The sequence below is a fragment of the Streptomyces sp. NPDC006691 genome (genome assembly GCF_042869955.1).
In the GTDB taxonomy this organism is placed as follows: Bacteria; Actinomycetota; Actinomycetes; order Streptomycetales; family Streptomycetaceae; genus Streptomyces.
The window spans coordinates 88,967-112,905 of record NZ_JBIAGW010000022.1; the positions used below are offsets into that span (position 1 = coordinate 88,967).

The window sequence follows — 23,939 nt, forward strand, 5'->3', positions numbered from 1 at the left end:
TCACCATGAGCGGAATTCTTGAGGGCAAGCGCATCCTGATCACCGGTGTGCTGATGGAGTCCTCCATCGCCTTCCACGCCGCGAAGCTGGCTCAGGAGCAGGGTGCCGAGGTCATCCTGACCGCCTTCCCGCGGCCGACCCTGACCGAGCGCATCGCCAAGAAGCTCCCCAAGCCCGCCAAGGTCCTTGAGCTCGACGTGACCAACCAGGAGCACCTGGACCGGATCGCGGGCCTGGTCAAGGAGGAGCTCGGCGGCCTCGACGGCATCGTGCACTCCATCGGCTTCGCCCCGCAGGACGCGCTCGGCGGCAACTTCCTCAACACGCCGTTCGAGTCGGTCGCCACCGCCATGCACGTCTCGGCGTTCTCGCTGAAGTCGCTCACCATGTCGCTGCGCGAGCTGCTCGCGCCGGGCAGCGCGGTCGTCGGCCTCACCTTCGACGCGCAGTACGCCTGGCCGCAGTACGACTGGATGGGCCCGGCCAAGGCCGCTCTGGAGGCGACCTCCCGGTACATGGCCCGCGACCTGGGCAAGGACGACATCCGCTGCAACCTGATCTCGGCGGGCCCGATCGGCTCCATGGCCGCCAAGTCCATCCCGGGCTTCGGCGAGCTCGCCGACGTGTGGAACCACCGCTCCCCGATGGAGTGGAACGTGTCCGACCCCGAGCCGGCCGGCAAGGGCGTCGTCGCGCTCCTTTCGGACTGGTTCCCGAAGACCACGGGCGAGATCATCCACGTCGACGGCGGTCTGCACGCCGTGGGTGCCTGACCCCGCACAGCTCGTTCTGCGGCCGCCCACCGGAGCCTTCCGGCGGGCGGCCGCAGCGCGTGCGCCGCGACTTCCCGCCGTGCGTGCGCCGCTACTTCCCCGCAGACTGATCGAAACGGACATGTCGGGCGGTCGGCCGGGGAGGAGGTGGGGGTGTGGACGCCTCGCGCGCACGTCCCCCGGACGAGGGGGGTCCAGGCCCGCGCCGGGTCCGGCGCCCTCCGCTCGCGCACCCGCTGAGGGTCGGGCAACGGCGGGCGTTGGCCCTGCTGTTCGTCCTGCTGGTGGCGGCGGCCGGGTTCGCGGCACCTTCCGTGGTGCGGGCCGCCACCGCCCCCGAGGCCCCGCCCGCGGCCCCCGAGCCCGAGCCGTTCGGAGCCGCGTGCCACACCTCCGTACAGGGCTCGCACGTGACGGCGTACTGCCACAACCCCTACCCGGACGTCGACCGGGTGCGACTGCACACCGACTGCGCCAACTGGTGGGACCTGGACGCGGACGCGGCCGCGGTGGAGGTGGGTCCGGGGCAGACCGTGCGCCTCACCGACCGGTGCTGGAAGGACGTGCGCGCGGTGTGGGTGAGCCACCAGAAGGCGCGATGAGGACGGACGGTCCCGCGCTCGGCGGCGCGGTGAGGGCCTACCGCGCTCAGCGGGCTTCGAGGCGGTCCGGCAGGCAGATGAAGGCATGGGCCGCGGCCTCGGACGCGGCCGTCTGCGCGTCGCCGAGCCGGATCGCGTCGACCATCCGGGCGTGGTCCATGTGGTTCTCCGGCGTCATCTCCAGAGCCACGTCGTCCCGCAGCCAGTCGCGCAGCAGATGCCCGAGGTCCGCGTACAGCTCGGTCAGCACGTCGTTGTGCGAGGCCGCCACGACCGCGAGGTGCAGCGTCGCGTCGGCCGCCACGAACGCCTCCCGGTCACCCGAGGCCCAGGCCTCCTCGCGCCGCTCCAGGAGCGCGTCCAGCTGCTTGAGCTCGCGCTCGGTACGCCGCTCGGCGGCCAGCTTGGCCGCCGACGACTCCAGCGTGGAGCGCAGCTCGGCCACATGGCGGGGATCGGCGTCCGCGAAGCGGCGGTGCATCACCCCGGCCAGCTCGCTCGTCGCCACGACATAGGTGCCCGAGCCCTGACGGATGTCGAGCAGCCCGTTGTGGGCGAGGGCCCGGACCGCCTCGCGGACCGTGTTGCGTGCCACCCCGAGCTGCTCGACCAGCTCCGGCTCGGTGGGGATGCGCGAGCCCACCGGCCACTCGCCCGAGGTGATCTGGTTGCGCAGCTGCGCGATCACCTGGTCGGCGAGGGCGGATCGCCGGGGAGAGCTGAGCGTCATGGTGCTCCAGTCGGAGAGGGGGCGGGATCGAGAGGGGGGCGGGATCGAGCGGGGTGGGATCGAGCGGGGTGGGATCGAGCGGGGTGGGATCGAGCGGGTTGGAATACCGAAAATCTAGCGGGCAACGATTGGACAACCAATCATCCCATGATTCTATGATGGCATCATGCCCGACGAAGAGACCACCACGCTGAGCCCCGCGCCCACCGTCCCCGCCACGGCCCCGGAAGCCCCCGCACCCGTCGGCGCGGCCGGGGTGCCGACGTGGACGCGCTGGCTCGTACCGCTCGCGCTGGTGCTCGCCGCGGTCAACCTGCGCCCCGCGATCACCAGCCTCGGCTCGCTGATGAAGGAGGTCACCGGCGGGCTGCACATGAGTGGCGGCATCGCGGGCGTCCTCACCTCGGTGCCCGCGTTCTGCTTCGCCGTCTTCGGCATCATGGCGCCGCGTCTGGCCCGCCGCTTCGGCCCCGGCGCCGTCGTCTTCGCGGGCATGGCCGCCATCACCGCGGGCCTGCTCCTGCGCTCCTTCGCGGGCGGCACCGTCACCTTCCTCGCGGCCAGCGCGCTCGCCCTGATGGGCATAGCCCTCAGCAACGTCCTGATGCCGGTCATCGTCAAGCGGTACTTCCCGGACCGGGTCGGCTCGATGACCGGGCTCTACTCGATGGCGCTCGCCGCGGGAACCTCGCTCGCCGCCGTCACCACCGTGCCCCTCACCGACGCGCTCGGCGGCAGCTGGCGCCAGGGCCTCGGCATCTGGGCGCTGCTCGCCGTCGTCGCCGTGGCGGTCTGGATCCCGCTGACGCGCGACCGCTCCGGCAGTGCGGGCCCGGCCATCGGCGCCCCGGACGAGGCGGCCCCCGCCCTGCGCATCACCCGCAGCGGCACCGCCTGGGCCCTCGCCTGCTTCTTCGGCCTCCAGGCCACCGGCGCCTACATCACCATGGGCTGGATGCCGACGATCTTCCGCGACGCGGGCGTCTCGGCCGGGACCGCCGGGCTGCTCCTGTCCATCACCATGGTCATGGGCGTGCCGCTCGGCTTCGTCATCCCGTGGCTCGTCAACCGGCTGCGCAGTCAGGGCCCGATCGTGGTCGCGCTCGGCGCCTGCGGTCTGGCCGGCTACGCCGGGCTCTACCTCGCGCCGGCCTCCGGTGCCTGGGCCTGGGCGCTGCTGCTCGGCGTCTCCAACTGCGCCTTCCCGCTCGCCCTGACGATGATCAGCAAGCGGTCCCGGAGCCACGCGGGCGTGGTGCGCCTGTCGGCCTTCGCCCAGTGCGTCGGCTACCTGCTCTCCATCCCGGGCCCCCTCCTGGTCGGCGTCCTGCACGACCGCAGCGGCGGCTGGGACCTGCCCATCGCCCTGATGGCGGGCCTGATGGTCCCGCAGATCGTCGTGGGCGTCCTGGCCGGGCGCGACCGTACGATCGAGGACGAGGCCGGGGCCCGGCGATAGCGGACCGAACCGGGATGCGACACTGACCGCATGCCAGTGCTCGAACCCAATCCGCAGAACAGCCACAAGAAGCTCCTGCTCGTGCTCGGCGCGATGCTCGCCGTCACGGTCGTGGTCGCCGTCATCGCGACGCTCGCCTCCCCCTGATCGGAGCACGGCCGCGGCCCGGCCGCCGCCGCGGGGAAGGCCCGGCGAAGGTCCGGGGAAGGCCCGGCCGAGGGCCCGGCCGCGCCCCCGAACGACGCCCCGGCCGGGTCGTGGTGGTGCTAGCCCCCCCATCCCCTAGGGGGTCAGGGTCAGGGTCAAGTGGGTGGGTCACCGGATGGGACGACACCCCTCGCATCCGTAGGTTTTGAGGTACCGCGACGGACACCCCGTCCGCCCGCGGAGCCCGAACCCAGCACCTCACGGAGGCGGTCATGTCGGCCCACACCCACCCCAGGTCCCCCCAACAGGGCGCCGGTGGCGTCGACTTCAAGCTGCCGTGGTGGGGCGTCGTGCTGCCCGCCGTCGCGTTCTTCGTGCTCCTCGCCCTCGTCATCGGCTCGGGCGACGCCCACGCCGCCACCGGCGACGGCACCCTCACCCACCTCGTCGACCGCATCCAGCACAGCCTCGCGCGCTGACGCGGGCCGCCTCTCCGGGCACGTGTGTCACCCCTCCGGCCGAGCCTTCAACACCCTGCGCCCGATGGCGCGATTCATGCGAAGCTGGGGACCATGAGCGTCGATACACCGCACAGGATCGTCCTTCTCCGGCACGCCAAAGCCGACTGGCCCGAGGTGTCCGACCACGACCGGCCGCTCGCCGAACGGGGCAGGGCGGACGCCCCCGCCGCGGGCCGCCGACTGGCCGCGGCCGGCATCACACCGGACCTCGCCCTGTGCTCCAGTGCCGTCAGGACCCGCGAGACCTGGAAGCTCGCCGTCCACGAACTGCCGCAGCGCCCCCGGACGGTGTACGAGGAGCGGATGTACGAGGCGTCCCTCGGCGAGCTGATCGCGCTGGTCAACGAGACCCCCGAAGACGTCGGTGACCTGCTGCTCATCGGCCACAACCCCGGGATGCACGCCCTGGCCGACGCGCTCGCGGGCGACGCCGAGGGCGACGCGCTCTCGCGGATGAACCGCAGCGGCTTCCCCACCTCGTCCATCGCCGTGCTCACCTTCAACGGCTCCTGGAAGACCGTGGAGCACGGCGTCGCCACGCTCGTCGACTTCTGGGCCCCGCACGACTGACGGCCCCCCTGTCCCGTACGCGACGAAGGCCCCGGCGCACCCACCGCGCGCCGGGGCCTCTCCCGTAGGTGTTCCCGCATGTGAGTCTTGCTACGGCTCCCGTATGCCTGTCTCGGTCATGCCTGTCTCGGTGCGGCGGTTCTCAGTCGACGAGACCGTCGGCCGCCTCGACCTCTTCCCGGGTGATGCCGAGCAGATAGAGCACGGTGTCGAGGAAGGGCACGTTCACCGCGGTGTGCGCGGCCTCGCGCACGACCGGCTTGGCGTTGAAGGCGACGCCGAGGCCCGCCGCGTTCAGCATGTCGAGGTCGTTGGCGCCGTCGCCGATCGCCACCGTCTGGGCCAGCGGCACCCCCGCCTCGGCGGCGAACCTGCGCAGCAGCCGTGCCTTGCCGGCCCGGTCGACGATCTCGCCCGTGACCCGGCCGGTGAGCCTGCCGTCCTCGATCTCCAGGGTGTTGGCGGAGGCGAAGTCGAGTCCGAGCCGTTCCTTGAGGTCGTCGGTGACCTGGGTGAACCCGCCCGACACGACGCCCACTTGATAGCCGAGCGCCTTGAGGGTGCGGATCAGGGTACGGGCGCCCGGGGTGAGCCGGACCTCGGCCCGCACCTTGTCCACGACCGAGGCGTCCAGGCCCCGCAGCAGCGCCACCCGGGCGTGCAGGGACTGCTCGAAGTCCAGCTCGCCGCGCATCGCACGGGCGGTGACCTCGGCGACCTCGCCCTCGCAGCCGGCGTGCGCGGCGAAGAGCTCGATCACCTCGTCCTGGATCAGCGTGGAGTCCACGTCCATCACCACGAGCCGCTGGGCCCGCCGGTGCAGCCCCGCCGAGACGACGGCCACGTCCACGCCCTGGGCCGCGGCCTCGGTGGCGAGCGCGGTGCGCAGGGGCGCCGTCTCGACGCCGGACACCGCGAACTCCACTGCCGTGACCGGGTACTTGGCGAGCCGGAAGATACGGTCGATGTTGCCGCCGGTGCCGGCGATACGGGCCGCTATGGCCGCCGTGGACTCCGCGGTCAGCGGATGCCCGAGCACGGTGACATGTGAACGGCCGCTGCCGCGCGGTCTGTTGTCACCGGTGCCGGAGATGATCTCGGCCTCCAGGCGGAGCGACTCGGCCCAGCTGTGCACGGTGGCGCGCAGCTCGCCCTGGGAGGCCACGGTCGGCTCGGTGACCAGTGCGCACAGCACGAGCCGGCCGCGGGAGACGACCTGCTCGATGTCGACGACGTCGACGGCGTAGGCGGCGAGGGTGTCGAAGAGCCCGGCGGTGATGCCGGGGCGGTCCTTGCCGAAGATCTTGACGAGGAGGGTCGGTACGTCAGAGCTCTGACCGGCGTCGGAGCCCTGGCCGGCGGGGGGCAGGGGCGATGGCGTCATGGTGATCCCACCGTATCGGCACGCGGTGCCTCGCCTGCACGGCGTCCCGCCCAGCGGACACGGCCGCCCTCGGACGGCCGTGTCCGCTGGCCGCCCGCTTCCGCCATGCGCGGGCCGCCCGGTTCCGCCATGCCCCGGCCGGCCCGGTTCAGCCGCGCCCGGGCCTGCCCGCTTCAGCCGCGCCCCCGCGGCGTCCCGGGCGGGGGAGGCGGCCCCTCCTCGGGACGCGGCCGGGGCCGGTGCCCCCGGCGAGGTCCCGGCAGGGTGGGGGAGCCGTGCGGGTCCGGGGGCGGCTTCAGATAGGGGTTGGTGTCCGGGTTCGGCGGGCGGTGGGACGGCGCGGGGCGATACGGCCCCGGCGCCCGCTCGCCGGGCGGTGCGGGTGTCCCTCCCGGCCCCGGGTGGCGCGGCCCCGGTGCCCGCTCCTCGGGCGGTGCGGACGGGAGGCTCGGCCCGGGTACGCGCTGGTCGGGCGGTGCGGGCGAGTGGTTCCGCCCCGGTACGCGCCCGTCGGCCGCCGCTGGTGCGCCGCCCGGTGCCGTCGCCGCCCCGACCGCCCCGGCCCGGCTCAGCCTCGCGAGCACCGCCGCGCCGCGCCCCGCCGCTCCCGACCTCCGGGCGAGCAGCGCGCCCAGGGCGCCCGCCGCGGCGCCCCACGCGGCGCCGATCGGCAGGGCGAGCCCCGCGTTGCCGTGCAGCTCCAGACCCGCCCCGAACGTGTCGAAGCCCAGCACCGAAAGGGACGCGTTCGCGGACACCCCGGTGAGCCACACCAGAAGGGGCAGCGCCACCGCGCCGACGGCGGCCAGCGACAGCGCGCACCGCCCCGTGAAAGCACCTCCCCAACGCCCGCCCACCGGAGTACGGACCGCGGCCAGCACCCCCGCGCACAGCATCAGGCAGGCCGCCGCGACCGCCAACAGCCAGACCCGCTGGTCGAGTTGGGCGAGCCGCCCCAGGGTCAAGGGCTGGTCGGAGCCGCTGGTGAGCAGCCGTCCGACCGGATCGGGGAGCACGGTGGCGAGCGCCCCGGTGGCGTGCCCGCGCCACGGCACGAACAGGCCCAGCGGGATCGCCGGCCCCACTCCGTTGGGCGCGCCGAGCAGGGCCGCGCCCGCGATCCGCGCCGGATGCGCGTCCCCGGTCGCCGCGTACGCCGCCGCCGCGAGCCCCGCCGCCACCGCCACCAGGACCACCGTCACCACGGCGGACGCCGCGGGGCGTACCGTCCGGTGCAGCGCCGACCAGGTGCGCGGCAGCGGCGTGCGGCGCGAGGCGAGGAGGGCGATCACCAGGACCGCGCCCACCCAGCACGCCGCGCCCGCCAGCGAGTGCCCCGTGTCCACGCCGAAGCCGACCCGCGCCTTGGCGCCCGCGAGGCCGGCGAGCCGGCCCGGCAGCAGTCCGGCGATGTCCCCGAGGCCGGGGACGCCCGGCACCGCGGGCACCTTCACCCCGCTCGGGCCCAGTTGGGTACCGTCCAGCGTGACGAGGTCGTGCCCGGCCCGGGCGAGGCCGGCGACGACGGCGACGAAGAGCGCCGCCACCGCGGCCGCGCGGGCCGCCAGTTCGGTGCCGGGGACCGTGGCCCCGGCCGCCCGCAGTGAGCGCAGGAAGAAGAGGGCGAGCAGCAGCGCGCCCGCGAGACCGACGCCCAGTGGCGTGAAATCGATGGTCGTCCGCGCCTCGGCGCCGCTCAGGCCGAACGCCGAGACATCGCCGGACGGGGTGACCGAGCCACCCGCGCCGAGCACCACCACGGCCGCCGTCATCGGTCCGAGCGAGCCCGCCGCGTCCGCCCCCAGCAGATGCAGCCCGAGCGCGGCCGTGCCCGCCATCGCGACCAGGGCCCAGCCCACCGCGGCGATCGCGGCGAGCACGACATCGCCCCAGCGGATCGCGCCCCGGACCGCATGGCCGCCCCTGCTCATCAGAGCCCCCCGATACGAGCCGACTTGCCCCATTGCATACAGAGAGCGCGTTTTCATCGTTCGCCAGATCATTTATGCGTGAACATCATGATCCATACGCACTCATGGGTGCTTACTACTCTCGGGGCGTGTTTGGCACCCGTCAACGGGCAGGCGCTCAGGGCCTGTTGCAGGAACGGAACCGTACTGTGCAAGGTCTGTGCCGGTAATTCACAAGGCCCGGGTTTCGGATACGAGCCTGGGCCTGAAATAGTTCCCCACGATGTTCACCATCCCTAGACTCCCTGTGTCGGGAGTCACAGGCCTCCGGTGCGGAGGTCTTTCGGGGGACGACAAGTGGGGCTGGAGTGCCGGAACTCGTACTGGAATTGAATGGCAGCACCTGGACGCTCGATCCGTCCAGGTCGTACACCCTCGGACGTGATCCGCAAGGTGACCTCGTGGTCGACGACGCCAGAGTCTCGTGGCGGCACGCCACGGTCAGCTGGAACGGCCGGAGTTGGGTCATCGAGGACCACGGATCGACCAACGGCACCTATGTGCGGGGCCAGCGGATCCACCAGATGGACATCGGCCCCGGCTCCTCGGTCCACCTCGGCAACGCGACCGACGGCCCGCGGCTGAATCTGACCGGCGCCGCCGCGGCCGCCTACGCACAGCCCGCCGCCCAGCAGGCGCAGGCCGCCCCCGCCCACCCCCAACCCCAGCAGGCCCCGCCCCAGCAGGGCGGCTGGTCCCAGCAGCCCCAGCAGCCCCAGCAGCCCCAGCAGGCGCAGGTTCCGCAGCAGCAGTGGCAGCAACCGCAGCCCCAGCAGCCGCAGTTCCCGCAGCAGGGCGGCGGCCCGGCGGGGTCCGCGCCCGCCTACGGCGACCGCAGCCCGACCACGTTCCACCAGGTCGCGCTCGGCCGCGTCATGCGCATCGGCCGTGCCCTGGAGAACGAGCTGGTCGTCTCCGACCTCCAGGTCTCGCGCCACCACGCCGAGTTCCACGCGACGCCCGACGGCCGGATGGAGATCCGCGACCTCGGATCCCACAACGGCACCTACGTCAACGGCCAGCCGATCGCCAAGGGCGGCAGCGTCCTGCTCGGCCCGCAGGACATCGTCGGCGTCGGCCACTCCACCTTCCGCATCGTCGGCGACCGGCTCGAAGAGTTCGTCGACACCGGTGACGTCTCCTTCTCCGCCCGCCATCTGACCGTCACGGTCGACGGCGGCAAGGACATCCTCAAGGACGTCTCCTTCGGCGTCCCCGAGAAGTCCCTCATCGCGGTCATCGGCCCCTCGGGCTCCGGAAAGTCGACCCTGCTCAAGGCGCTCACCGGCTACCGGCCCGCCAACAAGGGCGACGTCCTCTACGACAACCGCAACCTCTACAAGCAGTTCGCCGAGCTGCGCCAGCGCATCGGTCTGGTCCCGCAGGACGACATCCTGCACAAGGAGCTGACCGTCAAGAAGGCGCTGAAGTACGCGGCCAAGCTGCGCTTCCCCGCCGACACCACCGAGAGCGAGCGCCAGCAGCGCATCGACGAGGTGCTGCGCGAGCTCAAGCTGGACATCCACAAGGAGAAGAAGGTCACCTCCCTCTCCGGCGGCCAGCGCAAGCGCGTCTCGGTGGCCCTGGAGCTCCTGACCAAGCCGTCGCTGATCTTCCTCGACGAGCCCACCTCCGGCCTCGACCCGGGCATGGACCGCGACGTCATGCAGCTCCTGCGCGGTCTCGCCGACGACGGCCGAACCGTCCTGGTCGTCACCCACTCGGTGGCCGAGCTCGCGATCTGCGACAAGCTGCTCGTGATGGCGCCGGGCGGCTCGGTCGCCTACTTCGGGCCGCCCGAGGAGGCGCTGAACTTCTTCGGCTACGGCACCTGGGCCGATGTCTTCTCCGCCTTCGAGAGCTACCGCGACTACGACTGGGCGGGCCGCTGGAAGGGCTCGCAGCACTACCAGATGTACGCCGCGGACATCGACGCCGTCGCCCCGCAGTCGGTGCAGATGCCGCCGGCCCAGGCGATCAAGCCGCCCAAGCCGCAGGGCTGGGTCTCCCAGCTGTGGACGCTGATGCGCCGCTACGTCTCCGTCATCGCCTCCGACAAGGGCTTCCTCGCCCTGTCGGTGGCCCTGCCGGCGGTGATCGGCTCGGTCAGCGTGGTCATCCCGGCGAAGTTCGGCCTCGCGCCGCCCACTCCGCCGGCCCGGTTCAACGGCGACGCCGGCACGATCATGCTGATCCTCGCGGTCGGCATGTGCTTCTCCGGCGCGGCCAACTCCGTACGAGAACTGATCAAGGAACGGGTCATCTACGAACGGGAACGGGCCACCGGCCTGTCCCGCTCGGCGTACCTGATGTCCAAGATCCTGGTGCTCGGCGTCATCACGGCCTTCCAGGGCGTGATCCTCTGCGTCATCGGCTTCTCGACCCGCAAGCTGCCCACCGAGGGCCTGGTGATGCCGCCCGCGGTCGAGATGTGCCTGGTCGTGATCGCTCTCGGCTTCACCTCGATGATGTTCGGCCTGATCATCTCGGCCCTGGTGAAGACCTCCGAGAAGACCATGCCGCTCCTGGTCATGTTCGCCATCGTCCAGGTCGTCTTCACCGGCATCCTGTTCAAGGTCTACGACTCACTCGGCCTGGAGCAGTTCGCCTGGCTGATGCCCTCGCGCTGGGCCATCGCGGGCGTCGGCACGACGCTCGACCTCTCGCACCTGATGGCGCCGATGGACCAGAGCGATCCGACCAACCTCGACCCGCTGTGGAAGCACGACGCCGCGCAGTGGTTCACCGACATCTCGGTGCTCCTGGTGATCGGCATCGCCCTCGGCTTCGTCGTCGCACGACTGCTGCGCCGCCACGAGCCCGAGGTCATGCGCAAGTGACCCGCTCCTGACCGGACCCGGTCACGCCGAAGGGCGGCACCCCGCACGGGGTGCCGCCCTTCGGCATGACCGGCCTTCTTCGCCGAAGGGATCAGTAGGCGCTGTTGACGTTGTCCATCGAGCCGTACTTGTCGGCCGCGTAGTTGGCGGCGGCCGTGATGTTGGCGACCGGGTCGTAGATGTTCCACGAGGTGCCGGGCACGTGGTACGCGTTGAACGTCGGCTGGATGACCTGGAGCAGGCCCTTCGACGGGATGCCGTTGATGGCGTTGATGTCCCAGCCGTTGATGGCGTTCGGGTTGCCGGTCGACTCGCGCATGATGTTGCGGTGCAGACCGTCGTAGGTGCCCGGGATGCCCTTGCTCTTCATGATGTCGAGGGACTGGCGGATCCAGCCGTCGAGGTTGTTGGCGTACACCGGCTTGCGGGCGGCGGCGCGGCTCGCGGCGGCGGCCTCGTCACGCTTCTTCGCCTCGGCCTCGGCCTTCGCCTTGGCGTCCGCGGCGGCCTTGGCCTTCGCGGCGACCTGGGCCTGCTTGTCCGCGGTCACCTGCTGCTTGGCGACGTTCTGCGAGACCGTCTTGGCGCTGGCGACGGTCGCCGAGAAGGCGGCGGGCTCGGCGGCTATGGTCGCGGCGTTGCCCGACTGACCCGTCCCGGGGAAGACCGAGAGGGCGAGAGCGGCGGCGCCGAGGACGGCGACACCGGCAATCGAGATCTTGTGCGTCTGGGGCAGACGACTGTGACCAGGGTTGCTGGACTCGGGCATGGCTGTTGGACCTCTTCCGAATGACTGGGGACGGCGCAGTGAAGCGCCGCGGCGGTTGGCCGCAGCGCTGTGCGACGAGAGCCATTGTTAGCGGCCGCAAAATCTCGTGGCAAAGCTGCTCCATACGAAGCCGGGTAGTGGATCAGGAGCCGACGAAAGGCGCCTCGTACCCACTCACGACGGGCTAACACCCCCTTTATTCGTCCACTAGCCGGCTTCGTAAGTGATGTGCGTCCTATGCGCGGGCTCACATCGGACAGGTAACAGAATCACCAGACGTTGCTGGAGCAATGCGCACGGTGAGGGTTATCCTCCGGGAGGAGGAGGTGGACGTCCCCGAACTCGTGCCACAGGTAGAGCCGGCTCAGCGCCTGGTCGTAGGCGACGGCCAGCGCCTCGCGCCCCGCGACCGCCTCCAGCATCAGCAGATGCGAGGCCTCCGGCTCGTGCAGCCCCGTCAGGAGGCCGTCCACCACCCGCACCCCGCGCCGCGGCGTCACCACGAGATCCGTGAACCCGGCCGCCTCCCGCACCACCCCGTCGGGCCCGGTCGCCGACTCCAGGGCCCGCACCGCCGTGGTCCCTACGGCCACGATGCGCCCACCCCCCTCCCGCCGCCGCCCTTCCGGGGAAGCGCTTCGCGCGCCCCTCCTGCTGCCCGCCCGGGCCGCGTTCACCAGCAGGGCCGTCGACCGCGGCACCTCGAAGCGCTCCGGGTACGGCGGCTCGTGCGCCTCCGCCGACGCCACCCCCGTATGCAGCGTGACCGGCGCGAAGCGGATGCCCCGCCGCACCAGCTCCGCGACGAGCCCGGCCGTGAAGGGCCGCGCCGCGCTCGGCATCTCCGCCGAGCCGAGCCCGTCGGGCGCGGGCAGCGCGAACACCGTCTGGTACGCGGAGAGCGGCTGGTCCCGCTCGGTGTAGGAGTACCGGATGGGCCGCCCGTACCGGCGCATGAGCCCCGGCACGTCCCCCGCCGACACCCGCGCCCACCACAGCCGGTCCGGGCTCAGCGCCTCGTCGAGCACCAGCCGCTCCCCGCCGGGCAGCGCCACGGCGGTCCCGGCCCGGTCCCCGGTGCGCCGCTCGGTGCTCCCGGACGCCGTGGGCTTGCGCAGCTCCACCGCCCAGCGCCCGTCCGCGCCCAGCGTCGAGAAGTGCACCACCACCGGCGCCCCCGCCACCGTGCCGTCGACCGCGGCGGGCAGCGTCTGCGAGGTGTTGACCACCAGGACGTCCCCGGCCCGCAGCTGCCCCGGCAGATCACGGAAGGCGTGGTGGGAGACCACCGTGCCGCGCGACACCATCAGGCGTACGTCGTCGCGCCCCGCCCCGCGCACCTCCGCCGGCACCGAGGCGAGCAGACCGTCCGGCACCCGCACCTCCAGGGGCGCGGTCATCGCCCGGCCTCCCCGTGGCCGGCCACCAGCGCGGGAGCGCCGTACCGGCCGCTCGGCGGGCGCTCGTCGAGCAGCCGCAGGAAGCCCGGCACCACCGCCGACGGCTCGGGCCGCCCGGAGTCGTCGTCCGGCACCGCCGCCGCGTACAGGTCGGTGCGCATGTCGCCCGGGTCCACCGCCCACACCCGCAGCGCCGGCTCCTCCACGGCGAGCACCGCCGCCAACTGCTCCAGGGCCGCCTTCGACGCCCCGTACCCGCCCCACGTCCCGTACGCCTCGGCCGCCGCGTCCGAACTGACCGCGACCACCGCGCCCGCCGGGGCCGCCCGCAGCGGCCCGAGTCCCTCCTGCACGAGCCCGAGCGCCGCGACCACATTGGTCTCCAGAGCCGACCGCAGCCCCGCGAGATCCAGCTCCGCGAGCGCTACGAGCGGCTCGGCGCCCAGCGCGGAGGCGTTGTTCACCAGCAGATCGAGCCCGCCGAGCTCCCGTGCCGCCGCCACGAGGTCCGCCCGGTGCCGCGCATCGGTGACGTCCCCGGGCAGCGCCACGACCTTCGTGCCGTACGCTCCGAGGCCGCGCGCCGCCTCCTTCAGTACGGATGCCGTCCGGGCGTCCAGGACCAGGTCCCAGCCCCGCTCCGCGAGCGCCTCGGCCAAGGCCCTGCCGAGCCCCTTCGAGGCCCCCGTGATGATCGCAACCGGCATGATGTCCGACCCCTCTGTTCCGGCCGTCGGGTTCTGTCCGACGAGCTGTCGCCGTGCGCCGCGTGCGCAGCGGCCCGTCCTGCCGGACCGTGCGCCGACCGGTCGGCCGCCGCGTGCGTCGACGGATTCAGCGTGGCTCCCGCCCCACCCGCGCCGCCTCGGACGCGGGGCTGGGCCCGGGCGGCACTTCGCCCTAGGGCCGGTGGCCCGTCAGGGGCACTGCGGCCTAGGCCGCGCGCCCTAGGCGGTGGCCGTCCACAGGCCGAGGCGCGCTGTCCCACCCCGCCGGTACGGTGACCACATGAGCCGTCCGCCCGACCCCGCCGCAGCAGGTCAGAGCCCGTCCCCGAGCGCCGGCCTCGCCGCCGTGAGCACCGCCCTGCTCGCCATGAGCCGGCATCTGGAGGTCGGGGACGTCCTCAAGACGATCACCGCGTCCGCACGCGAACTGCTCGACGCCGAGTACGCGGCGCTCGGCGTCCCCGACGACCACGGCGGCTTCGCCCAGTTCGTGGTCGACGGCGTCAGCGACGAGCAGTGGCGGGCCATCGGACCGCTGCCGCGCCAGCACGGCATCCTCGCCGCGATGCTCCACGAGGAGAAGGCCGAGCGCCTCGACGACGTCCGCAAGGACTCCCGGTTCGAGGGCTGGCCCGCCGCCCACCCCGACATGTCCGACTTCCTCGGCATGCCGATCCGCGACGGCGACGAGACGCTCGGCGCCCTCTTCCTCGCCAACAAGCGCTGCCCGCGGCCCGGCGGCGGCTGCGGCTTCACCGAGCACGACGAGGAACTGCTGCGGCTGCTCGCCCAGCACGCCGCGATCGCCCTCACCAACGCCCGCCTCTACGAACGCAGCCGCGAGCTGACCATCGCCGAGGAGCGCTCCCGGCTCGCCCACGAACTGCACGACGCGGTCAGCCAGAAGCTCTTCTCGCTCCGCCTCACCGCCCAGGCAGCCACCGCCCTGATCGACCGCGACCCGGCCCGCGCCAAGGGTGAGCTCCAGCAGGTCGCCTCCCTCGCCGCCGAAGCCGCCGACGAACTGCGCGCCGCCGTCGTGGAGTTGAGGCCCGCAGCCCTGGAGGAGGACGGCCTGGTGCACACCCTGCGCACCCAGATCCAGGTCCTCGACCGGGCGCACGCGGCCCGCGTCACCTTCGACAACCGGGGTGTGCGCGCCCTGCCCCCGGCGCAGGAGGAGGCCCTGCTGCGCGTCGCCCAGGAAGCCCTGCACAACGCCCTTCGCCACTCCGGCGCCGGCCGCGTCGAGGTGGTCCTGGAGCGCAGCGGCCAGGGCGCCCTCCTGCGGATCAGCGACGACGGCCGGGGCTTCGACCCGGGCCTGGTCGGTCGCGCGGGCCGCCACCTCGGCCTGGTGTCGATGCGGCACCGGGCGAGCGGAGTCGGCGGCAGGCTCACCGTGCAATCGGCACCCGGCGAGGGCGCCACGATCGAGATGGAGGTCCCCGGTGGCTGAGAAGGTGATCAGGGTCCTGCTCGTGGACGACCACCAGGTGGTCCGCCGAGGACTGCGTACGTTCCTGGAAGTCCAGGACGACATAGAGGTGGTGGGGGAGGCCTCCGACGGCGCCGAGGGCGTCGCCCGGGCCCAGGAGCTCAAGCCGGACGTCGTCCTGATGGACGTCAAGATGCCGGGCGTGGACGGCATCGAGGCCCTGCGCAAACTCCGCGAGCTCGCCAACCCGGCGAAGGTCCTCGTCGTCACCAGCTTCACCGAGCAGCGCACCGTCGTGCCCGCCCTGCGCGCCGGCGCCTCCGGCTATGTGTACAAGGACGTCGACCCCGAAGCGCTGGCCGGAGCCATCCGCTCGGTGCACGCCGGCCACGTACTGCTCCAGCCCGAGGTCGCCGGCGCCCTGCTCAGCCAGGACGAGGGATACGGCGGCACCGGGCGCGGCACGACCCTGACCGAACGCGAGAAGGAGGTTCTCGCGCTGATCGCGGACGGCCGCTCCAACCGCGAGATCGCCCGCCACCTCGTCCTGTCCGAGAAGACCGTCAAGACCCACGTGTCGAACATCCTGATGAAACTGGACCTGGCCGACCGCACCCAGGCCGCCCTGTGGGCCGTGCGGCACGGTGTGACCGGCTGAAACGCGGCGGACCGAACGGTGCGCCGAACGGGAAAGCGGACCGTCAGGGTCCGGTAGAAGATTCATACCGTCGTGTGGATGTCACCCACATAGCGCATCCCCCGGAAGGACCCGGCGTTCTCCATGGCATGCCGCGCCGGCCTGGCCGCGGCGACGACCAGGAGGATCCAGAACATGAAGCTCAACAAGGCTCTCGCCGTCACCGTGCTCGCCGGAGGCGCCCTCGCCGCCGCGACCGGTGCAGCCTCCGCCCACGGCGGGGCCGACGCCGACGGCAAGGCCCAGAACTCCCCGGGTGCCGTCTCCGGCAACCTGGTCCAGGTTCCGGTGCACGTGCCGGTGAACGCGACGGGCAACACGGTCAGCGTGATCGGCGTCCTCAACCCCGTCTTCGGGAACCAGAGCTCCAACTTCTGACCGCGCCCCCGCGGTGACCTCCGGCCCCCGGGTCCCACCCGGGGGCCGTCCCCTTTCCCGCCCCGCTGCCCGGGGCTCAGCCCCGCTGCCGCTCCTCGACATACGCGTTGTACGCCGCGACCCGGGCCCGCCGCGCCACCCGCTCCACCGGGCGCAGCACCTCGCCCCGCGCCGCGATCTCGGAAGCGCTCACCGCGCCCCCGTGCCCGTTCCCGTACGCCAGCGACACCAGCAGCGACACCCGCCGGGCCAGCTCCAACACCCGTACCGCACGGGGCGGATACCCCGGTGCCAGCAGCTCCTCGTCGGGCCCCTCGACCCGCGAGCGGTACGCGTCGATCGCGGCGGCCGCCGCCGGACCGGAAGCCGCCACGTCGAGCCGGGTCAGCGCGGCCGTCGCGTCCCGCAGCCCCTCCGCGAGCTCGCGCTCCGCCTCGCCGAGCGAGGGCACGTCCGCGGGCGGCGCCTCACGCACCGCGAGGCAGCGCCACACGACCTCCACGTGCACGTCCCCGGCGGGCCCGGCCTCGTACACCTCGGGCACCAGGCCGTACGGCGCCCCGAACCCGACCACGGCCTCCTCGGCGTCGAGCGCCCGCGCGTTGAACTCTGCGGGACCGCTGAGCCCCAGCGGATGCCCGGCCACCGGGAGCGCGAGCCGCCACCCGCTCACCCCGAGCGTGCGCAGCCGCCCGAGCGCGAGGGTGAGCCCCACGGGCGCGGACTCGCCCGGCAGCCCCTCGACGCGGTGCACCGCATCGTCCCCGACGATCGAGAGCGCCGCGTCGTCCGGCGAGACATTTCCGGCCAACAGGGCATTTCCCCAAGCGGCCAGCCGACCTGAACGTGGTTCCGAGAACATGGACTCCAGCCTAGGGAAACCCTGCGACCGGACCTAGAGGCGGGATCACTTCGCCAGTGGCGTAGGTTTTCCCTGGGGACCGCGCCCACCGGCGCGGCCCGGAACGCACTCGCGAACTCAAGACGATGGCATGGGGAGACAACGCGCTCATGAGCGATGTACTGGAGCTGGTGGACGTATCCGTGGTCCGCGACGGACGCGCTCTGGTGGACGACGTCTCCTGGTCGGTCAAGGAAGGCGAGCGCTGGGTCATCCTCGGACCCAACGGCGCCGGCAAGACCACCCTCCTCAACATCGCCTCCAGCTACCTCTTCCCGAGCACCGGCACCGCCAAGATCCTCGGTGAGCAGCTCGGCCGGGTCGACGTCTTCGAGCTGCGCCCGCGCATCGGCGTGGCCGGCGTCGCCATGGCCGACAAGCTCCCCAAGCGCCAGACCGTCCTGCAGACCGTCCTCACCGCCGCCTACGGCATGACCGCCACCTGGCAGGAGCAGTACGACGCCGTCGACGAGGACCGCGCCCGCGCCTTCCTCGACCGGCTCGGCATGACGGACTTCCTCGACCGCAAGTTCGGCACCCTCTCCGAGGGCGAGCGCAAGCGCACCCTGATCGCCCGCGCCATGATGACCGACCCCGAGCTCCTCCTCCTCGACGAGCCCGCCGCCGGACTCGACCTCGGCGGCCGCGAGGACCTGGTCCGCCGCCTCGGCCGGCTCGCCCGCGACCCGTACGCGCCCTCCATGGTCATGGTCACCCACCACGTCGAGGAGATCGCCCCCGGCTTCACCCACGTCCTCATGATCCGCCAGGGCAAGGTCCTCGCCGCCGGCCCCATGGAGACCGAACTCACCTCCCGCAACCTCTCCCTCTGCTTCGGCCTGCCCCTCCTCGTCGAGCACCGCGGCGACCGCTACACGGCGACGGGGCTCCCGATGAGCTAGGGCCTTCGCGCCCTGTCGGACGAGGGACGCCCGGACCTACCATGACCTGGTGAACATCGAGGCGTGGGTGTGGTGGCTGATGGCCGCGGTGGCACTGGGCATCCCCCTGGTGCTGACCGCCATGCCCGAGTTCGGCATGATGGCGGTCGGCGCGGGCGCCGCCGCCATCGGCGCGAGCCTCGGCCTCGGACCCGTCGGACAGGTCCTCCTGTTCATCGCCGTCTCCGTCGCCCTCATCGCCGTCGTACGCCCCATCGCCGCCCGCCACAGCGCCGGCCGTCCCCAACTCGCCACCGGCACCGAGGTGTTGAAGGGCCGTCAGGCCACCGTCCTGGAACGGGTCGACGCCGAAGGCGGCCGGATCAAACTCGCCGGCGAGGTCTGGTCGGCCCGCGCACTCGACACGGACTCCGTGTACGAGCCCGGCCACCAGGTCGACGTCGTCGAGATCGACGGAGCCACTGCCATCGTCATGTGAACCATGCCAGGATCATCAAGTCCGGTAAACGCCAACGCTTTCCGGAGCATCCGAGAGCAAGAAGGGCACGGGGATAAGCGATGCAACCGATCATCATCGTCCTGATCATTCTGGTGGTGCTGGTCTTCATCGCCCTGATCAAGACCATCCAGGTGATCCCACAGGCCAGCGCCGCCATCGTGGAGCGCTTCGGCCGCTACACCCGGACCCTGAACGCGGGCCTGAACATCGTCGTCCCGTTCATCGACTCGATCCGCAACCGGATCGACCTCCGCGAACAGGTCGTCCCCTTCCCGCCCCAGCCGGTGATCACCCAGGACAACCTGGTCGTCAACATCGACACCGTCATCTACTACCAGGTGACCGACGCCCGGGCCGCCACCTACGAAGTCGCCAGCTACATCCAGGCGATCGAGCAGCTCACCGTCACCACCCTCCGCAACATCATCGGCGGCATGGACCTGGAGCGGACCCTCACCTCCCGCGAGGAGATCAACGCGGCCCTGCGCGGCGTCCTCGACGAAGCCACCGGCAAATGGGGCATCCGCGTCAACCGCGTCGAGCTCAAGGCCATCGAGCCGCCCACCTCCATCCAGGACTCGATGGAGAAGCAGATGCGCGCCGACCGCGACAAGCGCGCCGCGATCCTCCAGGCCGAAGGTGTACGGCAGTCGGAGATCCTGCGCGCCGAGGGCGAGAAGCAGTCCGCGATCCTGCGCGCCGAGGGCGAGGCCAAGGCCGCCGCCCTGCGCGCCGAGGGCGAGGCCCAGGCCATCCGGACCGTCTTCGAGTCCATCCACGCCGGCGACCCCGACCAGAAGCTGCTCTCCTACCAGTACCTCCAGATGCTCCCCAAGATCGCCGAAGGCGACGCCAACAAGCTCTGGATCGTGCCCAGCGAGATCGGCGACGCCCTCAAGGGCCTCTCCGGCGCCTTCGGCAACCTCGGCGGCGGCATGCCCGGCTTCAACACCGGCAACCAGGGCAACGGCACCGTCGAGCGCCGCGAAGAACCCCCCGTGGACTGAGCCGGACCCCACCGGCCGACACACACGGCCCGAACGAGCCGCCGTACGGGGCCAGTTGACTGCCCCGTACACGGTTCATGCATGATCAGTGCGGCCCCTCGACCTCCATGGCGGGGAGGCGACCCACTGAACGTGTAAGGAGATGGCCTTGTCCATCTGGGAAGCACTCGCCGTCTTCGCGGCCGGAATCGGCGCCGGCACCATCAACACGATCGTCGGATCCGGCACGCTGCTCACCTTCCCCGTGCTCCTGGCGACCGGCCTGCCGCCGATCACCGCCAACGTCTCCAACGCCCTCGGCCTGGTCCCCGGCTCCATCAGCGGCGCCATCGGCTACCGCCACGAACTGCGCGGCCAGACCAGCCGCGTCCTGCGCCTCGGCGCCGCAGGCCTCGCCGGCGGGCTCGCCGGAGCGGCCCTGCTGCTCGCCCTGCCCTCCTCGTCGTTCGACGCCATCGTCCCCGTCCTGGTCGGCCTGGCCCTCGTCCTCGTCCTGCTCCAGCCCCGCCTGGCCGCCGCCATCAAGCGCCGCCGCGAGGCCCAAGGCACCGAAGCCCACCCCGAAGGCGGCCCCGCCCTCCTCGCCGGCCTCTTCCTCGCCAGCATGTACGGCGGCTACTTCGGCGCCGCACAAGGAGTGCTCTACCTCTCCCTGATGGGCCTGCTCCTCTCCGAGAGCCTGCAACGCATCAACGCCGTCAAGAACATCCTCGGCGCCGTCGTCAACGGCATCGCGGCCGTCTTCTTCCTCTTCGTCGCCGAGTTCGACTGGACCGCCGTCCTGCTCATCGCCGTCGGCTCGACCATAGGAGGCCAGATCGGCGCCAAGGTCGGCCGCCGCCTCAAGCCCGCCGTACTGCGTGCGGTGATCATCGCCGTCGGCATCGTCGCGATCCTCCAACTGACGCTCAAATAAAGGCAGTACGCCCCGTAGGCACACCAAAGAGCCCGCCCTCGATTCGATCGAAGGCGGGCTCCCGCAAACCCATAGACCCCGTACGTCACTCCAGCCGGAGCGCCCCCTACGCCGCCGGCACGGCCCCCGTGGACAGCCACTCCGGCAGCTCCGAGCGGTCCCCGACCGCCATCGCGAGCAGCATCGCATCGGCGGGCGACGGCACGAACGGCTGCCGCAGCAACGGCATCCCCGCCTCCTCCGGCGTCCGGTCCGCCTTGCGGTGATTGTCCTCGGCACACGACGCCACCGTGTTCAGCCACCCGTCCCGGCCGCCCTGCGCCCGCGGCACCACATGGTCCACGGTCGTCGCCCGCCGCCCGCAGTACGCGCACCGCTGCTGGTCCCTGATCAGCACCCCCCGCCTCGACCACGGAGCCTGTCTTCGGAAGGGCACCCGGACATATCTGCACAGCCGGATCACCCGCGGCACCGGTATGTCCATCGTCGCCGCACGCATCCGCAGCTCGGGATGGGACTGCTCGACCACGGCCTTGTCCTGGAGCACCAGCACCACGGCACGGTTGAGCGTCACCGTCGACAGCGGCTCGAAGCTCGCGTTGAGTACCAGCGTGTCCCGCATCCTGCCCACCTCCGTAGTGCCGGCCCACCGACGCGGGCTGGGATCAACTCTGGCCGGGCTCGCCACGATGGACAACGCAATATCCGCGCCCGCCCGGGCGGTGAACCCGGACCGACAACAGAAAAATGCCCTGCCCTGATCTCTCCAAGACCAGGGCAGGGCAAACGGAAAACGAACGCTCAGCTCTCCGCGGGAGCCGTGTACTCACCGACGAGCTGAGCCCGCCCGAGCGTGTGGAAGCGCAGATTGAAACCCACCGCGGCGGGCGAGGCATCCGCGTCCGGACCGAGCTTCTCGCTGTCGACCGCGTACACCGTGAACACGTACCGGTGCGTCTCCCCGGCGGGCGGCGCGGCCCCGCCGAAGTCCCTCGACCCGTAGTCGTTGCGCACCTGCACCGCGCCGGCCGGCAGCCCCTCGAACTTCCCGCTGCCCGCGCCCGCCGGCAGCTCCGTCACCGACGCCGGGATGTCGAACACCGACCAGTGCCAGAACCCGCTGCCCGTCGGCGCGTCCGGGTCGAAGCACGTCACCGCGAAGCTCTTCGTGCCGGCCGGGAAACCCTCCCACCGCAGCTGCGGCGAAGTGTTTCCGGCCGCGTAGACCTGGGCGTCCTTGAGCACGGCACCCGGCTCGACGTCCTCGCTCACCACCGTGAACGACGGCACCTCGGGGTGGAAGTCATGGGGAAGCGGCGGCCTCTTGAGCTCGCTCACGTCGGCACCTCCTGATTCGTCGGCAACTGGTACGCCCGAGCCTACGGGCCCGCACTCAGAACCAGGCCCGCCGCCCGCCGACCTCGGCCAGCCACTCGTTGACGTACCCGGTCCAGTCCGTCCCGTGGAAATCGTGCAGACCGACCCGGAACGAGCGGTAGGAGTCGCTGCCCTCGCTGAACAGGCCCGGCTTCTTGTCCATCTCCAGGACCACGTCCATCTCGCGGTCGTCCGCGACGAACGACAGCTCCACCTGGTTCAGACCCCGGTACTGCGCCGGCGGATAGAACTCGATCTCCTGGTAGAACGGCAGCCGCTGCCGCGTCCCGCGAATGTGCCCCTTCTCCATGTCCGCGCTCTTGAAGCGGAACCCCAGCCGGACGAACGCGTCCAGGATCGCCTGCTGCGCGGGCAGCGGATGCACCTGGATCCGATCCAGATCACCCGAATCCACCGCCCGGGCGATCTCCAGCTCCGTCGTCACCCCGATGTGCATGCCCCGCAGCTGCTGCCCGTCGATCGTCGTGACCGGCGTCTCCCAAGGGATCTCCAGGCCGAACGGCACCACGTGCACCGCCCCCGCCTTCACCTCGAAGGCACCGCCGAGCCTCAGCTTGGTGAACTCGATGTCCTGCTTGTGCTCGTGCTCACCGCCCTCGACCTCGACCCGGGCCTGCAACCCGACGGAGAGCCCCTCGATCTGCTGATCGACCGACCCGCCCTGAATCCGCACCTCGCCCTGGACGACTCCGCCCGGAACCACATTGGTCTCCGTGAGCTCGGTCTCCACCGACGCCCCGCCGGCCCCCAAGCTCGCCAGCAGCCGCTTGAACCCCATGCCAGTCCTTCCTCTATGTCCGCTGAGCCCATGGACGACCACATCAGGCACGCCCACACATCCACGCCAGTGTCGACATCTACGTCTTCTCGACCTCGACCCCTACGAACGCGCGACCGTCCCACCCGGTTCCGTCCGCCCGTCCACTACCCTCGGACGCCATGATCGCGGGCACCGAACGTACGCCACTCACCCGGAACTTCTTCGACCGGCCGGTCCTGGAGGTCGCACCCGACCTCCTCGGCCGTACGCTCGTCCGCCTCACCGGCGACGGCCCCCTCGAACTGCGCCTGACGGAGGTCGAGGCCTACGACGGCCCGAACGACCCGGGTTCCCACGCCTTCCGCGGCCGCACACCCCGCAACGACGTGATGTTCGGACCGCCCGGACACGCGTACGTCTACTTCACGTACGGAATGTGGCACTGCCTCAATCTGGTGTGCGGCCCCGAAGGCCGGGCGAGCGGGGTGCTGCTGAGGGCGGGGGAGGTCCGGGTGGGCGCGGAACTGGCCCGCAAGCGTCGACTCTCGGCCCGGCACGACAAAGAACTGGCCAAAGGCCCGGCCCGTCTGGCCACCGCGCTCGACGTGGGCCGCGCCCTGAACGGCACGGACGCCTGCGCCGGCCCCGACGCCCCTCTCTCCGTGCTGACGGGCACTCCGGTGCCGCCCGACCTGGTGCGCAGCGGCCCGCGCACCGGGGTGGGCGGAGACGGCGCTCCGCACCCGTGGCGCTTCTGGATCGCGGACGACCCCACGGTGAGCCCCTACCGCGCGCATCAGCCCCGCAAACGTCGAACTTGACTCGGCCTCAAGCGCCGCCTAACGTAGCCCGAGCCGCTTGAGACGGGCCCTGCTGTTCAGCATCCCCAAGCGGCCATCCACTACCTACGATCGAACCCCAACGGGTACGAATTTCGGCATGCCTTAATTCGAACTCGAATGACTCGATTATGAACGGCCGGGGAAACCCGCTAAAGTAGTGGTCACGCCGAAAGGGAAACGCGAAAGCGAAGATCTCGAAGCGAATCCCCATTCCGACGGGGAATCGGACACGAAAGAGTCTGATAGAGTCGGGAACACGAAATACCGAAGGGAAGCGCCCGGAGGAAAGCCCGAGAGGGTGAGTACAA

Annotated in this window: 25 protein-coding genes; 15 read left to right on the plus strand and 10 right to left on the minus strand. The window is 71.7% G+C overall.

What is annotated here, in order from left to right:
• Window positions 1–5 precede the first annotated feature (5 nt).
• Both fabI and ACFYNP_RS33120 read left to right on the plus strand, forming a co-directional pair.
• Window positions 6–773 (plus strand): enoyl-ACP reductase FabI, encoded by a 768-nt coding sequence (gene fabI, locus ACFYNP_RS33115; RefSeq protein ID WP_388419731.1) that lies wholly within the window; start codon window positions 6–8, stop codon window positions 771–773.
• A 260-nt stretch (window positions 774–1,033) separates the two neighbouring features.
• Window positions 1,034–1,375: a hypothetical protein gene (locus ACFYNP_RS33120; RefSeq protein ID WP_388419729.1), complete on the plus strand. Its 342-nt coding sequence runs from the start codon at window positions 1,034–1,036 to the stop codon at window positions 1,373–1,375.
• Between the two features lie 46 nt (window positions 1,376–1,421).
• On the opposite strand, the gene ACFYNP_RS33125 is transcribed toward ACFYNP_RS33120, so the two are convergent.
• Window positions 1,422–2,105: a FadR/GntR family transcriptional regulator gene (locus ACFYNP_RS33125; RefSeq protein ID WP_388419727.1), complete on the minus strand. Its 684-nt coding sequence runs from the start codon at window positions 2,103–2,105 to the stop codon at window positions 1,422–1,424.
• Between the two features lie 166 nt (window positions 2,106–2,271).
• Here ACFYNP_RS33125 and ACFYNP_RS33130 point away from each other — a divergent pair, with 166 nt between their 5' ends.
• The 4 genes from ACFYNP_RS33130 to ACFYNP_RS33145 all read left to right on the plus strand — a co-directional run bounded on the left by ACFYNP_RS33130 (window position 2,272) and on the right by ACFYNP_RS33145 (window position 4,802).
• The gene (locus tag ACFYNP_RS33130) at window positions 2,272–3,564 is read left to right on the plus strand and encodes a CynX/NimT family MFS transporter (RefSeq protein WP_388790798.1); all 1,293 of its coding nucleotides are present in this window, start codon (window positions 2,272–2,274) and stop codon (window positions 3,562–3,564) included.
• Between the two features lie 30 nt (window positions 3,565–3,594).
• Window positions 3,595–3,711 (plus strand): SGM_5486 family transporter-associated protein, encoded by a 117-nt coding sequence (locus ACFYNP_RS33135; protein WP_261711291.1) that lies wholly within the window; start codon window positions 3,595–3,597, stop codon window positions 3,709–3,711.
• Between the two features lie 272 nt (window positions 3,712–3,983).
• Window positions 3,984–4,190, plus strand: a complete 207-nt coding sequence (locus tag ACFYNP_RS33140; RefSeq protein WP_100574322.1) for a hypothetical protein — start codon at window positions 3,984–3,986, stop codon at window positions 4,188–4,190.
• 93 nt (window positions 4,191–4,283) lie between these two features.
• A complete protein-coding gene (locus tag ACFYNP_RS33145; RefSeq protein ID WP_388790801.1) occupies window positions 4,284–4,802 on the plus strand; it encodes a SixA phosphatase family protein in 519 nt (172 codons plus the stop codon).
• A 142-nt stretch (window positions 4,803–4,944) separates the two neighbouring features.
• Here ACFYNP_RS33145 and serB read toward each other — a convergent pair whose 3' ends face one another.
• Window positions 4,945–6,186, minus strand: coding sequence for a phosphoserine phosphatase SerB (gene serB / locus ACFYNP_RS33150; protein ID WP_388419719.1), 1,242 nt, complete (start codon window positions 6,184–6,186; stop codon window positions 4,945–4,947).
• 173 nt (window positions 6,187–6,359) lie between these two features.
• Complete coding sequence (locus tag ACFYNP_RS33155) at window positions 6,360–8,117, minus strand: streptophobe family protein (protein ID WP_388790803.1); 1,758 nt, start codon at window positions 8,115–8,117, stop codon at window positions 6,360–6,362.
• 347 nt (window positions 8,118–8,464) lie between these two features.
• Between ACFYNP_RS33155 and ACFYNP_RS33160 the strand changes: the two genes are divergently transcribed.
• Window positions 8,465–10,996: an FHA domain-containing protein gene (locus tag ACFYNP_RS33160; RefSeq protein WP_388790805.1), complete on the plus strand. Its 2,532-nt coding sequence runs from the start codon at window positions 8,465–8,467 to the stop codon at window positions 10,994–10,996.
• A 91-nt stretch (window positions 10,997–11,087) separates the two neighbouring features.
• On the opposite strand, the gene ACFYNP_RS33165 is transcribed toward ACFYNP_RS33160, so the two are convergent.
• The 3 genes from ACFYNP_RS33165 to ACFYNP_RS33175 all read right to left on the minus strand — a co-directional run bounded on the left by ACFYNP_RS33165 (window position 11,088) and on the right by ACFYNP_RS33175 (window position 13,872).
• On the minus strand, window positions 11,088–11,765 hold the full coding sequence (locus tag ACFYNP_RS33165; protein ID WP_388419713.1) for a transglycosylase SLT domain-containing protein: 678 nt from the start codon (window positions 11,763–11,765) through the stop codon (window positions 11,088–11,090).
• 269 nt (window positions 11,766–12,034) lie between these two features.
• On the minus strand, window positions 12,035–13,165 hold the full coding sequence (locus ACFYNP_RS33170; protein ID WP_388790807.1) for an S-adenosylmethionine:tRNA ribosyltransferase-isomerase: 1,131 nt from the start codon (window positions 13,163–13,165) through the stop codon (window positions 12,035–12,037).
• Window positions 13,162–13,872, minus strand: coding sequence for an SDR family NAD(P)-dependent oxidoreductase (locus ACFYNP_RS33175; RefSeq protein WP_388790809.1), 711 nt, complete (start codon window positions 13,870–13,872; stop codon window positions 13,162–13,164). Before ACFYNP_RS33175 ends, ACFYNP_RS33170 begins: the two co-directional genes overlap by 4 nt.
• 301 nt (window positions 13,873–14,173) lie before the next feature.
• On the opposite strand from ACFYNP_RS33175, the gene ACFYNP_RS33180 reads away from it, so the two are divergent.
• The 3 genes from ACFYNP_RS33180 (at window position 14,174) to ACFYNP_RS33190 (ending at window position 16,406) form a co-directional block, all read left to right on the plus strand.
• The gene (locus ACFYNP_RS33180; RefSeq protein ID WP_388419707.1) at window positions 14,174–15,352 is read left to right on the plus strand and encodes a GAF domain-containing sensor histidine kinase; all 1,179 of its coding nucleotides are present in this window, start codon (window positions 14,174–14,176) and stop codon (window positions 15,350–15,352) included.
• Window positions 15,345–15,989 carry a response regulator gene (locus tag ACFYNP_RS33185; RefSeq protein ID WP_388790811.1) on the plus strand — a complete coding sequence of 215 codons (645 nt, stop codon included), beginning with the start codon at window positions 15,345–15,347 and terminating at the stop codon, window positions 15,987–15,989. Before ACFYNP_RS33180 ends, ACFYNP_RS33185 begins: the two co-directional genes overlap by 8 nt.
• Window positions 15,990–16,163: 174 nt before the next feature.
• On the plus strand, window positions 16,164–16,406 hold the full coding sequence (locus tag ACFYNP_RS33190) for a chaplin (protein WP_388419703.1): 243 nt from the start codon (window positions 16,164–16,166) through the stop codon (window positions 16,404–16,406).
• A gap of 76 nt (window positions 16,407–16,482) precedes the next feature.
• On the opposite strand, the gene ACFYNP_RS33195 is transcribed toward ACFYNP_RS33190, so the two are convergent.
• Window positions 16,483–17,268: a hypothetical protein gene (locus ACFYNP_RS33195; RefSeq protein WP_388790813.1), complete on the minus strand. Its 786-nt coding sequence runs from the start codon at window positions 17,266–17,268 to the stop codon at window positions 16,483–16,485.
• Window positions 17,269–17,417: 149 nt separating this feature from the next.
• On the opposite strand from ACFYNP_RS33195, the gene ACFYNP_RS33200 reads away from it, so the two are divergent.
• The 4 genes from ACFYNP_RS33200 (at window position 17,418) to ACFYNP_RS33215 (ending at window position 20,631) form a co-directional block, all read left to right on the plus strand.
• Entirely contained in the window at window positions 17,418–18,209 is a 792-nt protein-coding gene (locus ACFYNP_RS33200; RefSeq protein WP_388419699.1) for an ABC transporter ATP-binding protein, read from the plus strand.
• 46 nt (window positions 18,210–18,255) lie between these two features.
• Complete coding sequence (locus ACFYNP_RS33205; RefSeq protein ID WP_388790821.1) at window positions 18,256–18,687, plus strand: NfeD family protein; 432 nt, start codon at window positions 18,256–18,258, stop codon at window positions 18,685–18,687.
• 80 nt (window positions 18,688–18,767) lie between these two features.
• A complete protein-coding gene (locus ACFYNP_RS33210; RefSeq protein ID WP_388419697.1) occupies window positions 18,768–19,715 on the plus strand; it encodes an SPFH domain-containing protein in 948 nt (315 codons plus the stop codon).
• Window positions 19,716–19,857: 142 nt separating this feature from the next.
• Window positions 19,858–20,631, plus strand: coding sequence for a sulfite exporter TauE/SafE family protein (locus tag ACFYNP_RS33215; RefSeq protein ID WP_388419695.1), 774 nt, complete (start codon window positions 19,858–19,860; stop codon window positions 20,629–20,631).
• A gap of 106 nt (window positions 20,632–20,737) precedes the next feature.
• Here ACFYNP_RS33215 and ACFYNP_RS33220 read toward each other — a convergent pair whose 3' ends face one another.
• The 3 genes from ACFYNP_RS33220 to ACFYNP_RS33230 all read right to left on the minus strand — a co-directional run bounded on the left by ACFYNP_RS33220 (window position 20,738) and on the right by ACFYNP_RS33230 (window position 22,807).
• Window positions 20,738–21,253 (minus strand): HNH endonuclease, encoded by a 516-nt coding sequence (locus tag ACFYNP_RS33220; RefSeq protein ID WP_385019473.1) that lies wholly within the window; start codon window positions 21,251–21,253, stop codon window positions 20,738–20,740.
• Between the two features lie 179 nt (window positions 21,254–21,432).
• Window positions 21,433–21,969, minus strand: a complete 537-nt coding sequence (locus ACFYNP_RS33225; protein WP_388419693.1) for a YbhB/YbcL family Raf kinase inhibitor-like protein — start codon at window positions 21,967–21,969, stop codon at window positions 21,433–21,435.
• 55 nt (window positions 21,970–22,024) lie between these two features.
• Complete coding sequence (locus ACFYNP_RS33230) at window positions 22,025–22,807, minus strand: sporulation protein (protein ID WP_388790815.1); 783 nt, start codon at window positions 22,805–22,807, stop codon at window positions 22,025–22,027.
• 161 nt (window positions 22,808–22,968) lie between these two features.
• On the opposite strand from ACFYNP_RS33230, the gene ACFYNP_RS33235 reads away from it, so the two are divergent.
• Complete coding sequence (locus tag ACFYNP_RS33235; protein WP_388790817.1) at window positions 22,969–23,610, plus strand: DNA-3-methyladenine glycosylase; 642 nt, start codon at window positions 22,969–22,971, stop codon at window positions 23,608–23,610.
• Window positions 23,611–23,939: the final 329 nt, after the last annotated feature.

Coding starts and splice junctions, on each gene's coding strand:
- ACFYNP_RS33235 (WP_388790817.1), top strand. CDS start 22,969: ATGATCGCGGGCACCGAACGTACGCCACTCACCCGGAACTTCTTCGAC.
- ACFYNP_RS33200 (WP_388419699.1), top strand. CDS start 17,418: ATGAGCGATGTACTGGAGCTGGTGGACGTATCCGTGGTCCGCGACGGA.
- ACFYNP_RS33170 (WP_388790807.1), bottom strand. CDS start 13,165: ATGACCGCGCCCCTGGAGGTGCGGGTGCCGGACGGTCTGCTCGCCTCG.
- ACFYNP_RS33180 (WP_388419707.1), top strand. CDS start 14,174: ATGAGCCGTCCGCCCGACCCCGCCGCAGCAGGTCAGAGCCCGTCCCCG.
- ACFYNP_RS33140 (WP_100574322.1), top strand. CDS start 3,984: ATGTCGGCCCACACCCACCCCAGGTCCCCCCAACAGGGCGCCGGTGGC.
- serB (WP_388419719.1), bottom strand. CDS start 6,186: ATGACGCCATCGCCCCTGCCCCCCGCCGGCCAGGGCTCCGACGCCGGT.
- ACFYNP_RS33135 (WP_261711291.1), top strand. CDS start 3,595: ATGCCAGTGCTCGAACCCAATCCGCAGAACAGCCACAAGAAGCTCCTG.
- ACFYNP_RS33195 (WP_388790813.1), bottom strand. CDS start 17,268: ATGTTCTCGGAACCACGTTCAGGTCGGCTGGCCGCTTGGGGAAATGCC.
- ACFYNP_RS33230 (WP_388790815.1), bottom strand. CDS start 22,807: ATGGGGTTCAAGCGGCTGCTGGCGAGCTTGGGGGCCGGCGGGGCGTCG.
- ACFYNP_RS33165 (WP_388419713.1), bottom strand. CDS start 11,765: ATGCCCGAGTCCAGCAACCCTGGTCACAGTCGTCTGCCCCAGACGCAC.
- ACFYNP_RS33175 (WP_388790809.1), bottom strand. CDS start 13,872: ATGCCGGTTGCGATCATCACGGGGGCCTCGAAGGGGCTCGGCAGGGCC.
- fabI (WP_388419731.1), top strand. CDS start 6: ATGAGCGGAATTCTTGAGGGCAAGCGCATCCTGATCACCGGTGTGCTG.
- ACFYNP_RS33210 (WP_388419697.1), top strand. CDS start 18,768: ATGCAACCGATCATCATCGTCCTGATCATTCTGGTGGTGCTGGTCTTC.
- ACFYNP_RS33145 (WP_388790801.1), top strand. CDS start 4,284: ATGAGCGTCGATACACCGCACAGGATCGTCCTTCTCCGGCACGCCAAA.
- ACFYNP_RS33215 (WP_388419695.1), top strand. CDS start 19,858: ATGGCCTTGTCCATCTGGGAAGCACTCGCCGTCTTCGCGGCCGGAATC.
- ACFYNP_RS33190 (WP_388419703.1), top strand. CDS start 16,164: ATGAAGCTCAACAAGGCTCTCGCCGTCACCGTGCTCGCCGGAGGCGCC.
- ACFYNP_RS33155 (WP_388790803.1), bottom strand. CDS start 8,117: ATGAGCAGGGGCGGCCATGCGGTCCGGGGCGCGATCCGCTGGGGCGAT.
- ACFYNP_RS33130 (WP_388790798.1), top strand. CDS start 2,272: ATGCCCGACGAAGAGACCACCACGCTGAGCCCCGCGCCCACCGTCCCC.
- ACFYNP_RS33125 (WP_388419727.1), bottom strand. CDS start 2,105: ATGACGCTCAGCTCTCCCCGGCGATCCGCCCTCGCCGACCAGGTGATC.
- ACFYNP_RS33220 (WP_385019473.1), bottom strand. CDS start 21,253: ATGCGGGACACGCTGGTACTCAACGCGAGCTTCGAGCCGCTGTCGACG.